This window comes from Streptomyces sp. NPDC008121, from assembly GCF_042957155.1.
GTDB lineage: Bacteria > Actinomycetota > Actinomycetes > Streptomycetales > Streptomycetaceae > Streptomyces.
The window spans coordinates 1-13,598 of sequence record NZ_JBIBHT010000019.1 but is presented as its reverse complement, the minus strand read 5'-3'; the positions used below and the strand labels follow the sequence as shown (position 1 = coordinate 13,598).

Sequence of the window (13,598 nt, the reverse complement as noted above, 5' to 3'; positions counted from 1 at the left end):
GGGCTACGGTTGCTGTCCCGATATCCCGCTCCCGCCGGGGGTGCCCATGGCCACCGCCATCACCCGCTCACGCCGCGCCACCATCAAGAAAGAGGCAGCCGGCATCCGGATGCGCTGCCAGCGCGAACGCCTCGACACCGAACAGACCGCCGCCAAGATCCGCCACGCCCTGCCCGAGGTGCGGCAGCTGGAGGCATGGCGGCTCGCACTGGGCTGGTCCCGCTCCGAGACCATCACCCAGGTCAAGGCCCTGTACGTCGCCGACGGGCTGTTACCACGCAGCCTGTCCGACCCGATGCTGTGCCGATGGGAACACGACCCCCGCGAGCGCCCCGACCGCGAGTACACCGTCATGCTCTGCCGCGCCTACGGCGCCACCCCCGCCCAGCTCGGCCTGGGCTTGACCGAACAAGTCTTTCCGGAGCGCGAGTTGTCCACCGTGATCCGGTACGGTCGGCCCGAGACCGACACGTGCAGCGCTGGCGCACGGGAAATGGTGGTGCACATGACCACAGCCGCCGGCCTTCCGGCCGTCCGCGAATCCCTCCAGCTCGCCCTCCTCGCCGACCCCCACGGCAGCGCTGAGGTCACCGAGCTGGCGGAGGCGGCCGTCGAGCACTACGCCCTCACCTATCCCAAGCACCCCGCGTACCTCCTGTTCGAAGAGGTACGGGCCGCCCGCGGCCTGCTCACCGACTGCCTGGTCACCGGCCACGTCCACGAGCAGCTAGCGGGCGGACTGCACCGCAACGTCGGCTGGCTCTCAGCCCTGATGGGCAACCTGGCCTTCCACCTCGACGACCACACCGGCGCCCGAGCCCACCTGGCCACCGCCACCGCCTACGGCACCCGCACCGACGACGCACGGCTGACCGCCTGGGCCCTGGGCGCGCAGAGCATGGTCGCCCGCGCCGAGAACCGCTACGAGAACGCCCTGGCCTACGCCGAGCGGGCCGTCGCCCACGCCCCCGCAGGCCTGCCGAAAGCCCAGGCACACGCCTGGGCACAGCTGACCTCCCTCGCCGGACTCGGACGGGAGCAGGAGGCCGACACGGCCCTTGCCGCGGCCGCCCGCGAACTCGAAACCGATCCCGTGGGGTTCGCCCCGGGCCGGTTCGGGTTCGACGCCGCCGAGTACACCCTCCACCAGGCCGAGTCCGCCATCGCTCTCGGCCACCACAACCGCGCGCGCTCTGCCGCCGAAACGTCCATCGCGTCCACTGCCGTGGCCACCCCCGGCTGGGCCGCGGCCACCCTGGTCCTTGCGCAGGCCGAGGCGGCCACCCAGCCCACGGACGCGGCTCAGCGGGCCCTGGATGTCCTCGCCCGTGTCCCCGCTGCCCGGCTGCGCTCGACGTCGCGCGTCCGCCTAGCCAGCCTCGACCAGGTCCTGGCCGGCGTACCGGCTACGGGGGTCGGCGACCTGCACGAACGGGTCCGCGTACTCGTCCCCCTGATCGACAACCACGGCAACGCCAGCACCTGACGGCAAGGCCCTCGCCGCGCTCCAGCCGCCCACGGCTTGCGGTCTGATCAGGGCCCAGAACGGCCAAGGCCCGGATTCCCCCCGTAGCGGGGGTAACCCGGGCCTTTCCTGCCTGGTGATGCCCAGTCGGCCGAGGTCAGCGCCGGATGACCGGCTTCGGCAGCAGCGTGCTCAGCAGCTGGGCCGTCTCCGCCTCCATATCCACTCTCCCACCGAGGCCCTCGTTGATCCGGGCCAACCTCGCGGCAGCTTCACGGAGGGCGTCCACGTCCCCGGCAGCGTGGTGGGCCAGGAAGACCTGCCGGTGGAGGAGCTCGCTCTCCTCGGCGGCAAGAAGGCCCTGGTGCGCGGCCCAGAGCGCGCCGGCGTAGTCGGCGGCTTCGCGGCGGCGGGTGGACACCTCGTAGGCGACGTCGGCGATGGCCGAGACCATCTCCTGGACGGCCGGCTCGGCCCAGGCGTGGCGCTGGGGGTCAATCGCGGCGAAGGGCCGGCCGCGGACGAGCGCGAGGGCCGGGACTGTAAGAAAATCGGCTAACTCCGATCATGGAAGAGTGCACCTGTGACCAGCGAGAAAATAGCCGAGCCGTCTGCAGCAAGAGCCGCGTCAGCGTCGGCTGATAGCCAGTTCCTGAACGGGCCCGTGGCCTGGGCTCAAGCCGATGGCCTGGAGTTGACGGGTAAGGGCGGGCTGCTCCAGCAGCTGACGAAACGGCTGCTGGAGTCGGCTCTCGAGGGCGAGATGAGCGATCACCTCGGCTATGACCGGCACGGTCCTGCCGGGAAGAACGGCGGAAGCTCCCGCAACGGCAAGCGGTCCAAGATCGTCACAGCTGTCGGTCCAGTCCGGATCGAGGTGCCTCGGGACCGGGAAGGTGGCTTCGAGCCGCAGATCGTGAAGAAGCGTCAGCGCCGGCTGACGGGTGTCAACGAGATGGTGCTGTCTCTGTCGGCGAAGGGCCTCACCCACGGCGAGATCTCATCACACCTGGCCGAGGTGTATGGCGCCACCGTGTCGAAACAGGCGATTTCGACGATCACGCGCGCTCGCGCGGCTGGTGGCCGGGCGAGCTCGCCCGCTGGCGCCTGGCCGAGGAACTCGCCGCCCTCGAGTGGCCCCGCAACACGACGAAACCGCGCACGCTGCTTACCGAGCGGCCCTCTTCGAGCACGGCCAGACCCTATAGCCAATCGGCGGCTACGCGAGCGAGCCCGGACCAGTTGGTCCGGGCTCGCGGGCTGCGGGGTGCGGCTTGACCTCGACCTTCTACAGCGGTGACGGCTCATCTCCACCCCTGCGGGTGATGGCGCCCTGGTGGCGCGGACGCCGGCCAGTACGTTCCGCCTGACCGACTGGCAGGTGAAGGTCACGGGCCTTGCCCGGGCCGGGCTCGGCGCCGTCCGGTTTGGCGGGCGGCCGGGAGACGGGCACAGGTCTGGCTTCTCCGCCGATCGGCCGGAGTGATTCGTCCGCTATCTGTCCGGAGAGCCGATACCTTCTTGTCTGCCCGACCGGAAGGATTACAGAAACACTGAGTGCGACACTGCTTCCAGTCCGTTTATCTCCTTTGGAGATTTTCATGAAGAAGCGAACCAGGATACTGATGAGCGGCACCATTGTTGCTGTTGCATCCGCTGCGGGGCTGACTTCCCCGGCTTACGCCGCAGGCCATACCCCTGCAGCAACGGGAAATGAAGTATCAATTACTGTGGAAAACCGCGCCGATGACGTGCTCACGCTTGGGGGCGTGTCAGAGGGAACCGCTGAATTTGTCAAGTCTCCGGGTGTGGTGGGAGAGACTGAAATCAGCCCTTCTGGGCTCACCGAGTGGTCCGCGAGAACTCTTGTACCGAGAGATTCGATCGGTTCGGCAACTTACAAGGTGCCTAATGGTGATTCTATTCGCGCGACGGCGGACGCGTCTTCCCAGGTCACCTATTGCTGGGTGTCGGGCCGGGAAGACCGGCAGGATTCTCCTTCTCATGCCTGCAAGGTGGCGGGCACTCCGAGAGTCCTTACGTGATTATTGCAGACAAAGGCTGAGCCCTGGCTTTCATATTTTCGGGGCCTGTGACGACGGGACCTGTTCCAGAGTTCGTGATCATCCCTACGGGACGCACGACAGGAGGGCTGCCAGCCGGCCCCCGAGGACGGGCGGCGGTGGCGGTATCCGGCAGGATTGGCGAAGGTGAGGTGTCCGGTCCGTGCGTGAGCGCGGTCGCAGGGAGCTAGACGAAAAGCCGGTCACTGCATATTCGAAACAACTATTAACTGGGGCCGGGTATCACTTACCGCCGGAACGCGGGGGCCAGCCATGGAAGCCTGCTATAGACTCTGGAGATATAGATGAACAAGACCAATAGGATTAATCTGGTTGCCGCTGCGGTGAGCGCAGCTCTCATGGGAGTGACTTTCATGGGCACCCCAGCCTCTGCTGAACCACAGCAGGAATGCAACGTAACCAATTACGGTGGCGAGTGCCGCTGGGATTCTCCGGCCAGAGGGGCTGAAACCCACGGGGAATTCAACGTCCCGGATGGAGTGACCTCAGTCGAATTTGAGGTGCTCGGCGCCACAACCGGCTGCCGTTTTTATGAAAACGAACCGCTTCCCAGGTGCGCAGCCGGGGATAGCGTTAAAGGCTCGATGGAGGTCAAGCCTGGCGACCGCTTCGATGTGACGGCACGCACAGGTCTTCCATTCAATGACGGCAGCTCTGATCTGACCGTTTCTGGGGCAGCTCAGCCTTTGGTGCACGCGGCCGGAGGAGGCTCGCATTCTTCCAGCTACGGTCCTGAGGGCGCAGCCGTGGAGAAGCGTGACTCCCACAGTCCTGGATCCGGCACGGTGATCATCCGTTGGTAGCGTTTGCCCGCCGATCACTTCGCCGTACCGGCCTCATCGGATCCCACACCCGACTTATCCGCTAAGCCGTACTGGGCTTTGGAGGAGATATGGATCGGCGCTGGCAGGACGTTGGTCGGCGTTGGGGTCGCGTCTGTGCGGGCAAAGCGAGGGGGGTGCTCAGTGGCTGCGGGCATGTTCATTTGCTGCTGTGGCCCCCCGGGCTGCCGGCAAAACGACGGCCATCTGGTGGCTGCTTCATGCCCTGCGTGAGCGGGGGTTGACGTCAGGGGGTTCGACGCGGACGAGCCGAAGCAGCTCTATCGGTGGTGGCAGGCGTCGGACCAGAAGTTCGACGTGACCAGGCTGGCGGACACCCGGTTTCACGAGGAGGCTCCCGGCGAGCTGCCGGAGGGGCACATCGGGGCGGTCGACTGTGGTCACCTGAGAATCACGCAGGCATCAGGTATTCGGTGCTGCGCGTGGCAGACCTGGTCATCGTCGTGTGCGCGGCGACCAACGGCGACGTCGAGCGCATGGAAGAACTGCCGATGGACAGGTTCCTGCATCTGGCGCGGGCCAATAAGAAGGACCCGGATGCGCCCCGGCCCAAGGAGTGGGTGCTCCTGGTCCGCGGTGCAGCCCGGTACACGGACAGCACCGGAGGGCATCCGCAAGGGCCTGGTGGACGAGGGCTGGAACATCTTCACGACGATGATCCCGTCCGTGCAGCGGTATGCGAACACCGGCGGGGGCCTGCCGATCCACGCGGCCGGCGGCCACTTTGATGAGCTGGTGACGGAGATGGGGCAGCGGGGGCTGGACAAGGTGACCTTGTACGCCACGTACGCTAGCGTCGGACTCGGCACGCTGGAGCGGGCACACGCCGGGAGCCTCGCGGCTTGGGACCTGATCGTCGCGGACGAAGCCCACCGCGTTTCGGGCCGGATCGGGAAGCCATGGGCCAGCGCGCCGGCGCCACCGTCCGCACCCCCTGCCGCCATCACCGCGAACGGCCTGGGCACTGCCAGCAGTTCAACCGCCACGACCATGCCCGGCTGAGAGCTCCGGGAGAACGCGCCTTCGCGCAGCTATAGTTCTGGCGGACTACGGCGATCCAGACGGTCCGCCCGCCGCATCAGCACCATCGTCCACCCCGTCCACACGCTGCTGACCTGCAGTTATTCAGGACGAAAGAGGTTCAGTACCGATTGCAGCGGCAGGCAGCGGCAGTGAGCAGAGATCAACAAACACAAGACGGCTCGCCGAATTCTCCAACGAGCCGCCCTGAAACTACCCTACGGATAGATCACCGATTCCCGATCCGGATCGTCGCCTTATCGGGAAAGCGAGGATCATCCACCACGCCACTCACCTCGAAGTACTCCGAATGTATTCCGGTGAAGCCAGCGGAGCCCCAGAAATCTGCTACCTTTGTTCCGAATTCCAAGGCCCTGCCGGATATATCGGCAGCGGTAATTCTCACCTCAGGGGAATCCGGCCCCCAATTAGTCAGGCCGTAAGTCTTTCCAGAATCGAGCGTATCGCCCGGCTGGGGCATCCAGCCGCCGGGGACGAACGCATCACTGTCCAGCCCCGACCAACGGGGCCCCTTCACCTCAACTTTGGTGATCCTCAGCTCTGCGCCCGTATTGTTACTGATGGTGAAGGTAGCCATGAGGCTCCGAGCTGCCTCCCCGGCAGCTAGGCCGGGATCGGAAGATTCAGATACCACCGCACGCGGATCAGGCTGCCGCTCAGCGGCGCTAGCGGAACCCGCGATACAGCCCGCTGACACACTGGCGAGCAGGACGGCAACCGCCATTCGACGTCAGACACGCATAACGACACCCTTCGGCTGAAAAACTTCTTCCCCGACCAATGCTCCGTCGATCACACCGCCTGGACCACCGACCACCCGGACACCAGTGAGGGCCGCCCGTGTCCCCCCGGACCCCAGCCGAAAGACCGACGCCGCCCCATCGCCCATCGCCCCATACATGCCGCCATCACCGGCAGCGCCCCGTGACCATCCGCACCGGTCGGGGCACCACACCAGCGCCAGCCTCTACCAGCAGCGCGCCGCCTACGTGTGGAACAACGACCGTGACACCGCCACCCTGAAGCGGTCCAACGCCACGAAGGCCGACACCTGCTCCTACAACTCCACCCGGGTCGACTCCATCATGTGCTGAACGCCTCCTCGCCCGGCGCCCACACGCGCCGGGCGAGAACCGGCCGGCACAGCGGAAACCGCCCGCTGATCCAGCGCCGCACCAGCCACCCATGTTTGATCACCGGCCCGAAGCACGCAGCTGACTCCCTAGACCGGCGCCGTGACGCATGCGTCTGTGTGGGTTGGGGGGCACCGTCCGGCTGGTGGTTCAGCTCAGCTTCCATCTGTCAGACTCCGGTCGTGGACACCGAGGAGCCGCGCTCCGGCGCGGTCGGTCCCGCGGCGCCCCTGCTTCCCATCCGCCGAGGCCTTTTCCAGCCGTAGCCGCGCGGTACGTCCGCGCAGTGTCAGTGTCATCAGCTGGTTGCCGAACCAGGGCCCGCCGGTGCGCTCCCAGCGGACCTCCGGTCTTGCGACCCGTCCGTGGCGGGCGAGGAGATGCCCGATGATCTTCGCGAACCGGCTCCAGCCGAAGCGGAACCCGACCCGCATGGCTGCGGGCACCGAGTTGTGCAGCGGTGAGCAGGTGAACTGGAAGACGCGGGAGCGCGGCTGCTGTCCGGTGGCCCAGACGGGCTCGGCCACATACGCGTGGTGTACGTCTCCGGAGAGCACGCACACCGTCGCCGGAGCGGCCTCGGATCTGCCTACCTCGGCGACCGTCTCCGTGAGCTGTTCGAACGACGAGGTGAACGCCGCCCAGTGCTCCAGGTCCGCGCGTCGGCGCAGCCATTCACCGAAGCGTGCCCAGCGAGGTCCGCGTTCGCCCCGGCAGAGCGCCGCGTGCCAGCCTTCCGCGAAGTGGACCATCGGGGGCAGCAGCCAGGGGAGCGAGGTCCCGACCAGCAGGTGGTCGACGCCGCCGGGGTCGTCGAAGGCCTGCGTGCGAAGCCAGGCCGCCTCCTCGGCGTCCAGCATCGCCCGCTGCTGCTCCTCCAGCACCCGCGCGGCCCGGGTGTCGACCATGAGCAGCCGGGTGCGGCCGAAGTCCTTGCGGTAGCTCCAGCGCACGGTCGCAGGGTCGGCATCGGCGCGCTCGGCGAACGCGCGCAGTACCTCCGTACCGTCGTCTGCCGCCAGTACCGCCGCGTACAACGTGTCCTCGGCGAGCTCGGCGGGGGAGAGGTTCCCGAGGTGCTGGTAGACCCAGTACGACATCAGGCCGCTGGTGATCCGCTCGTGCCACCAGGGCGTTGCCCGCATGTCGGCTACCCAGGCGGCGCTGGTGTTCCAGTCGTCGATGACGTCGTGGTCGTCGAAGATCATGCAGCTGGGTACGGTCGAGAGCAGCCAGCGCAGTTCGGGGTCGCCCCAGGACTCGTCGTAGAGGTGGGTGTACTCCTCGTAGTCGGCGACCTGGTCGGGCGGGGCGGCGGAGCCGGTGCCGACGGCCCGCCGATGTCGGGCGATCCAGGCGCGGGTGTCGGCGGAGGTCTCGTCCGCGTACACCTGGTCGCCGAGGAGGAGGAGAACGTCCGGACGCTCGGCCTCCGGGTTGGCGGCGAGCCGGGCGGAGAGGGTGTCGAGGACATCGGGTCCCACCGGATCGGGTTCGCCCACGGCAGGCGCCGCCCAGCGGCACGAGCCGAAGGCGACCACCGCGCCCGTCGCCGGGACCGGCGGTGTGTGAATGGTGCTGGGCGGCTGGGTCGAGTGGGCGAGGGGCCACACGCGTTCGCCGTCGAGCAGCACATCGTACGTCGTGGCGGACCCGGGGGTGAGTCCGGTCACGACCACCAGTGCGTAGTGGTGGCCGAGGACCTGGAACGTGGGGGCCGAACCACCGGCGCCGCCCGGGCACCGGACCTCCGCCGTGCACGCCCGGTCAGCCTCGACCCACACCGTCGCGCTCGTGCCCGACTCCCAGTCCACATGCCGCAGGAGCGGGCCCAGCCTCAGACCGGCCATCGAATGCTCCCTTCCGCTGCTCCGCACCGAAGGGAGCGGCCGCTTCAACAGTACTGAGGGGACAGCGGAAACGGCGCCGTTGTGCTGCCAGGCCGCCCCGCGCGGCGGACACGGCAGCGGCGATCAGCGGCGACGGCGCGGCCCCGGCCCGTATCACCGCCTGCGGTGCGGCACGCGCCGTCGGCCGCTTCACCCCCATCCACGATGCCTGGAGGTTTCCTCGCGGTGATGCACTGCCGGCGCCGGTACTGCTGCTCCCGCACCTGCAGGGGCACACGGGCTGCGACGTCGTCGATAGGGCCGTGCATGCCGCGCGCGGCCGCGGTTGAGAACAGGGTGGTGAAGGCGGAGGACTGGTGGCGGGCGGGACGTGGCCCCAGCCGATGGGGTCCAGTCGTCCCGGACGACGACGCAGAGCGGGCCGTCGGTGTGGTCGTTACATGCCGGCGTAGGCGATGCCAGGACGCTCAGGGTGCGGGTGTGGTCACCCGTCGGCACCCGGGCTGAGGGACGGTGCGCAGTGATCGGCGCCGTGCTTGCTTTCCCGGAGTCTCCGCATCCCCCTCCGGGCGGACTGGTGCGGAGCCGAGAGCGGGTCTCACATCATGAAATGGCTCGCGGCCCGGGCTCGGTCCCACATGCCTGGGATTTGTTCGCCGGGACGCTGCTGCTCGCCGTGCAGGGCGTTGAGTACCACCAGGCATCCGGTGAGCGCCGGCACCACCCACTGGGCGCAGGTCAGCTGCCGCCGGGCCTTGTCGAGGTCGATGGGGTGCTGCCGCGCCATATCCGCGTCCTGCGGGTCAGAGGAGGAGGCCAGTTCGACCTTCTTGCCCAGGGCACGGGCGTAGGCGGTGGCGGCCAGGGCTGCGGCGGTGACGACGGTCTTGGCCGCGGTGGAGGCTGCCACGCCCTGCTGGGTGGCGACGCGGGGGGCGTTCACGGCCAGCAGACCACCGCCGCCGAACAGGTGCGCACCGATCGCGACGGCGTTGACGGGTGTCCACTTCGCCCAGCCGGCGGACGCAATCCGGTCCGTGGCCGCCGCCGTGCCGCCTTCGTCCTTGGCTGCGCCGTTGAGCCCGATCGCGCCCATCAGCGAGCCGCCGAACCAGACGGCCAGGCCCACATCGTGCAAGCTGCGAATGAAGGTATTGCGTTCGGACATGACAGTGCTCCTCGGAAGGGGGGTGGTTGTCACCGACAGACGTACTCACCCACCCTCGTCGGCCCCCGTCGCCACCGCCATCACAGTGATCCGAACGAGGGTCCTCGAGGTTCCCCACGCCTCAGGGCGGTACGTACGCGGGATGGGTTGTCCCGTGTAGGTGACCCGGCTCTTGTAGAGGTGGACGGAGCTGGCGCCTGGGCGGGTGCGGGTCCTCGCAGGCCGTTATGTACCGCCCAGCGCAAGATGCTTTGTAATGATTTGTGCAAGCTGGTCTGCTGGCAGGGCTTTGGCCCAGGGAACGTTGGGCGCCGCCTGCAGGTTGGTCAGGACGATGAGTACTGCCTTGCGGGCGGGGAGGAATTGCATGTGGGACTGGTAGCCCGGCAGGACACCGGTATGGCCGATTGCGCCGTTGGGGAAGATCCCGACTCCGAGTCCGTAGGGGCTGCCGTCGTGCTGCAGGCGCTCTGTCTGGGTAGCGGGCTTCAGCAGACTGCCCGTGGCCAGGGCCTCCGCCCAGATTCTGAGGTCTTTCGCCGTGGAGATGACTGCTCCCGCCGATGTGGCCCAGGAGGGGTTCCAGCCCGTGGTATCGGAGGGCTGGGCTCCTGCGGGGGCGGTGATTCCGGCGCTGGCGTCGCCTGCGACGGCCGCGTTGATGGCCCGGCCGATCTGCAGGGGGCCGGCGAAGTCGTAGCCGTGCGCGTACGGGGCGGGCAGGCTCGCGTCGGGAGGATCCGGGAATCTGCTGTCCCGCATCCCCAGGGGTTCGAACAGCCGTTCCCGGAAGAGTGCGGGCAGGCTTCGCCTGGTCAGTTTTTCCGCGATCATGCCGAGCAGCACATAGTTGGTGTTGGAGTAAGAGTACTCCTTGCCGGGGGCTGTGACGGGGTGACTGTATGCATATTTTAGGATTTCATCATACTTCCACACCCGCCGAGGACTCGCCTCAAGGGCACGGTTGAAATCGTCATCGTCATTATAGCTGTACAGTCCGCTCGTCATATTCAGGAGTTCCCGGATCGTGATTTTCGATCCGTTGGGGACGCCTGCAATGTACGCGGACACCGGGGCGTCAAGGCTGATTTTCCCTTCGTCAACCAGTTGCAGCGCGAGTGTGGCCGTCATGGTCTTCGTGATACTGCCGATTCTCACATGATCCGCGACCGCCATGGGGCCGCCGGTCTTGATGTCCCCCACGCCCAGAGCATCGAGCCATAGCCCCTGTCCCGGCACATCCACCAGTACAACGGCCCCTGGAACACGTAGCTCCTTCATCTTGGCGACAAGGAGCGGCCGCACCTCACGGGCGAACGAAGGCCCCGTCGGCGACGGCGGCACTGCAACCGCCGGCGACGACGACTGTGCCGGGTCTGTCGTACTCGGGCTGCAGGATGTCCCCAGAAGCGCCAGCAGTACCGCCCCGGCCCGCAGTGCAATTCCCGCCTTGCGCCGGTACATCATCGACATCGCAGCTCCCGACATTTCCTCAATAAGCCTGCATGGCAGATTACGTCCCGCCGGGCCCTCCCTGCCCGAGCTGACGGGTAACACGCCGCGGAATCACGGACCACAGCACCGGTGCCTATTTCCTCGTGACACCACACTCCTTGGCCGCAGCCGCCAGACGGGGATGCGGGTGGCTGCGTTGCCGGGAAAAGTAGCGAGCTGGTGCGTGATATTGATCAGAGACTCATGGGGTTCACTCGTCGATTCCGAGCGCCGAGGTATCCGCACACGATGTGGGAGTTGCCGGGGGATGGAAGAACGTACATATTCGGTGGCGAGTTCGGCCTGGTTCCTGGCCCGGTGGGTGTGGGGCAGGCTGCGTTTGAGGTCGGCGGTGACGAGCACGTCGGGGTTCAGCTCCGGTGAGTACGAGGGCAGAAGGTGCAGCTCGATCTGGTCCTCGTGATCGGCGAGCCAGGTCCGGACGGTCTTCGAGCGGTGGGCCGAGTGCCGGTCGACGATGAGGTGGACCTTGCGCTCGAAGTGGCCGACGAGCCGGGCGGGGAAGCGGCACATGGCCTTCGCGCCGAAGGTCTCTGTGAAGACCATGAAGTGCATCCGGCCTTTCGTGCTGATCGCGGACATCGCGTTTACGGAGAACCGGATCCCGGTGCGACGGACCGCCGGCGTTGCGCCTTGGCGCCCCAGACGCGGCCGGTGACCTGGTCCGAGCGGATCCCGACCTGGTCACGGAAGAGGACTCCGGCGCCCTCCGCCTTCGCCTGGCCCGGATCGCCGACCAAGTCTCCTCGCAGCAGATGCGGACGGCCCCCGGGTCCTGTCCGACAGCCCGCTTGTCCGGCCGCTGGAACGTCAGGCCCACCGCCTGAGGTACTTGCCCACGCGAGCCCGGGAACCGCTTCGTCACCGAAATCAGATGGCGCACCGGGCGCTGGAAGACCCACGAGAGTGCCGAACGGGATTAACTCGCCAAGGCCGCCAATTACACCGCCACCGGACCTTCACCCTGCCCCTTGTCGGCGACGCCAGCGGCCACTCCCCCGGATACGGCGACATCCAAGACAGCATCTGGATCATCAGGCCCGCCCGGAGCGCTACAGAAGTCCACGCCTGATCGTGACCGGCGTCCTCCCAACCACACGACCCACCCTGAGCGCACTGCGCGCAGGACGCTCGACCGGACCTGCCCCGAGCCGGACGGACACGGGGCGGCTGATGGCACTGTGGGCCGAAACCGGTCAGAGCCTGCTCCGAGTCGTCCCGCTCCTGAGCCCGGACGCGCCGCCGGCCGACAGCGCTCCGTGCCCCGGCTGCTACCGCCCGTCTACGAGAGCTCCTCTTCCGGCACGCTCACCGGCGCAGGACCGCTCCCGGTGACTGCCGCTGGACACGCACCAACCCGCCGTGTTGGAGAGCGTGTCCGCCGTCCTGGTGCAGCGGGGACAGCTCACCCGCCCTGAGTGACCGCAGTGTCGAGGCGGTCCAGGTGTTCGTAGAGGGCGCGGTTCTTGACGCAGCGCACAGTGCCCCTCGATCGTCGCGGACAGCTGGCCTTCCGCCTCGCGCAGGACGACATCGGCGAGCGCCTCGGGTCCGCTGTCCTTGGGCAGCTGGTCGGCGCGGCGGCGGACGTCGGCGGCAGCCCCGCGCGGGCGTGGCCGGTCAGCTGGAGGGCGATCTGCTCCCGGTCGCGGGCGGTGAGGGTGTCCTCGCCGGTCCACGCGAGGACGGCCTTGACGAGGCACTCGTACGGTTCGCGATCGAGCGGGAGGCGTGCTTCGGTCAGGCCGTCGGGGTCATACAGGATCGTGTGGGTGCTGGTGTGCATGGCGGCCTCGCTGCAGGGAGCGTCGTGTGCGGGTGGCCGGCGGTCACCGCGTGGGGTATTCGCCGCTGTCGTCGCCCTAGCCTCGTCGTGCTGGCCGAGGAAGGGGCGAAGCCGCGGTCTGCGCGGGCTAGCGGGGCCGGTGATAGAACGCAGTGGGCGGGCGACTGGAGGCCGCGGCACTCCGGCGCCGGGGCGGTGCAGTCGGTGTGCGCGCGTGGGGCCCCGCCTCTCCGGCTGGGTCCGCCGGTGTCGTTGACGTTACGCACCTTTGGTCCGCGCGCTCAACGAGGTTGCGGAGAATTGCGGGACTTCAATCCAGGGTGTGGATCGCGGTCTGGATGAGAGCGCTGGCGGCGTCGCCGTAGACGGCCTTCTCCGCGAGGCCGGCGAACGCCTTGGCGGAGTCGGCGAGCGCGCGCAGCTGCGTCACCTTGTCTTCAGTGTCTCCACCACGGCCATGGTGTCGTCATGGATGTGGAACGCTTCCAGCGGCCACACGGTGCGTTGCGCGGTGAACGGGATGGTCCCGAGCGAGACCGAGGCGAGCGAGAGGAAGAGCGTCGCTGTGCGACCATACGCATGCCTGTGCTTCGGGCTCTAGGTCCATGACCTCCTCCTTAGACGTCGTTTCCTTTGGCGGTTTGGCTCGTTGTGCTGGGCATGACGAGTCTTGCCGAGCGGCTGGTGCCGGATGAGTTGTGGGAGTTGTTCCGC

10 protein-coding genes and 5 pseudogenes are annotated in these 13,598 nt (G+C 67.7%); 7 read left to right on the top strand and 8 right to left on the bottom strand.

Translation table 11 applies throughout. The annotated features are described in order from the left end of the window. The first annotated feature begins 46 nt into the window (after window positions 1–46). The gene (locus tag ACFZBD_RS33190) at window positions 47–1,486 is read left to right on the top strand and encodes a Twin-arginine translocation pathway signal (protein ID WP_391146996.1); all 1,440 of its coding nucleotides are present in this window, start codon (window positions 47–49) and stop codon (window positions 1,484–1,486) included. 136 nt (window positions 1,487–1,622) lie between these two features. Here ACFZBD_RS33190 and ACFZBD_RS33185 read toward each other — a convergent pair whose 3' ends face one another. Beyond that, window positions 1,623–1,919, bottom strand: coding sequence for a hypothetical protein (locus ACFZBD_RS33185; RefSeq protein ID WP_391146994.1), 297 nt, complete (start codon window positions 1,917–1,919; stop codon window positions 1,623–1,625). A gap of 198 nt (window positions 1,920–2,117) precedes the next feature. Between ACFZBD_RS33185 and ACFZBD_RS33180 the strand changes: the two are divergent. From ACFZBD_RS33180 to ACFZBD_RS33160, 5 genes and pseudogenes are all read left to right on the top strand, one after another. Then, window positions 2,118–2,528 (top strand): annotated as a pseudogene (locus tag ACFZBD_RS33180) (transposase); the annotation flags it as partial. 538 nt (window positions 2,529–3,066) lie between these two features. Next, window positions 3,067–3,510, top strand: a complete 444-nt coding sequence (locus ACFZBD_RS33175) for a hypothetical protein (RefSeq protein WP_391146991.1) — start codon at window positions 3,067–3,069, stop codon at window positions 3,508–3,510. A gap of 323 nt (window positions 3,511–3,833) precedes the next feature. Further along, a complete protein-coding gene (locus tag ACFZBD_RS33170; RefSeq protein ID WP_391146990.1) occupies window positions 3,834–4,352 on the top strand; it encodes a hypothetical protein in 519 nt (172 codons plus the stop codon). 615 nt (window positions 4,353–4,967) lie between these two features. Beyond that, window positions 4,968–5,393, top strand: a complete 426-nt coding sequence (locus ACFZBD_RS33165) for a hypothetical protein (protein WP_391147044.1) — start codon at window positions 4,968–4,970, stop codon at window positions 5,391–5,393. Next, window positions 5,297–5,567, top strand: a pseudogene (locus tag ACFZBD_RS33160) (hypothetical protein); the annotation flags it as partial. The gene ACFZBD_RS33165 and the pseudogene ACFZBD_RS33160, both read left to right, overlap by 97 nt. A gap of 73 nt (window positions 5,568–5,640) precedes the next feature. Here ACFZBD_RS33160 and ACFZBD_RS33155 read toward each other — a convergent pair. After that, the gene (locus ACFZBD_RS33155; RefSeq protein WP_391146987.1) at window positions 5,641–6,009 is read right to left on the bottom strand and encodes a hypothetical protein; all 369 of its coding nucleotides are present in this window, start codon (window positions 6,007–6,009) and stop codon (window positions 5,641–5,643) included. 322 nt (window positions 6,010–6,331) lie between these two features. Between ACFZBD_RS33155 and ACFZBD_RS33150 the strand changes: the two genes are divergently transcribed. Then, a complete protein-coding gene (locus ACFZBD_RS33150; RefSeq protein WP_391146984.1) occupies window positions 6,332–6,526 on the top strand; it encodes a hypothetical protein in 195 nt (64 codons plus the stop codon). Window positions 6,527–6,720: 194 nt separating this feature from the next. Here ACFZBD_RS33150 and ACFZBD_RS33145 read toward each other — a convergent pair whose 3' ends face one another. The 6 genes and pseudogenes from ACFZBD_RS33145 to ACFZBD_RS33120 all read right to left on the bottom strand — a co-directional run. Beyond that, the gene (locus ACFZBD_RS33145) at window positions 6,721–8,415 is read right to left on the bottom strand and encodes an alkaline phosphatase D family protein (RefSeq protein WP_391146983.1); all 1,695 of its coding nucleotides are present in this window, start codon (window positions 8,413–8,415) and stop codon (window positions 6,721–6,723) included. A 598-nt stretch (window positions 8,416–9,013) separates the two neighbouring features. Next, complete coding sequence (locus ACFZBD_RS33140; protein ID WP_391146982.1) at window positions 9,014–9,583, bottom strand: hypothetical protein; 570 nt, start codon at window positions 9,581–9,583, stop codon at window positions 9,014–9,016. 225 nt (window positions 9,584–9,808) lie between these two features. Continuing rightward, window positions 9,809–11,056 carry a serine hydrolase gene (locus ACFZBD_RS33135; protein ID WP_391146980.1) on the bottom strand — a complete coding sequence of 416 codons (1,248 nt, stop codon included), beginning with the start codon at window positions 11,054–11,056 and terminating at the stop codon, window positions 9,809–9,811. A gap of 93 nt (window positions 11,057–11,149) precedes the next feature. Then, window positions 11,150–11,938, bottom strand: a pseudogene (locus ACFZBD_RS33130) (IS630 family transposase); the annotation flags it as partial. Window positions 11,939–12,503: 565 nt separating this feature from the next. Then, window positions 12,504–12,884 (bottom strand): annotated as a pseudogene (locus ACFZBD_RS33125) (DUF6415 family natural product biosynthesis protein). A gap of 310 nt (window positions 12,885–13,194) precedes the next feature. Next, window positions 13,195–13,436: pseudogene (locus tag ACFZBD_RS33120) on the bottom strand (transcriptional regulator); the annotation flags it as partial. Between the last annotated feature and the right edge of the window lie 162 nt (window positions 13,437–13,598).

Bases quoted from the DNA above. Each gene is read 5' to 3' on its own strand.
- ACFZBD_RS33155 (WP_391146987.1), bottom strand. From the start codon at position 6,009: ATGGCTACCTTCACCATCAGTAACAATACGGGCGCAGAGCTGAGGATC.
- ACFZBD_RS33175 (WP_391146991.1), top strand. From the start codon at position 3,067: ATGAAGAAGCGAACCAGGATACTGATGAGCGGCACCATTGTTGCTGTT.
- ACFZBD_RS33185 (WP_391146994.1), bottom strand. From the start codon at position 1,919: ATGGTCTCGGCCATCGCCGACGTCGCCTACGAGGTGTCCACCCGCCGC.
- ACFZBD_RS33150 (WP_391146984.1), top strand. From the start codon at position 6,332: ATGCCGCCATCACCGGCAGCGCCCCGTGACCATCCGCACCGGTCGGGG.
- ACFZBD_RS33135 (WP_391146980.1), bottom strand. From the start codon at position 11,056: ATGTCGATGATGTACCGGCGCAAGGCGGGAATTGCACTGCGGGCCGGG.
- ACFZBD_RS33190 (WP_391146996.1), top strand. From the start codon at position 47: ATGGCCACCGCCATCACCCGCTCACGCCGCGCCACCATCAAGAAAGAG.
- ACFZBD_RS33145 (WP_391146983.1), bottom strand. From the start codon at position 8,415: ATGGCCGGTCTGAGGCTGGGCCCGCTCCTGCGGCATGTGGACTGGGAG.
- ACFZBD_RS33170 (WP_391146990.1), top strand. From the start codon at position 3,834: ATGAACAAGACCAATAGGATTAATCTGGTTGCCGCTGCGGTGAGCGCA.
- ACFZBD_RS33140 (WP_391146982.1), bottom strand. From the start codon at position 9,583: ATGTCCGAACGCAATACCTTCATTCGCAGCTTGCACGATGTGGGCCTG.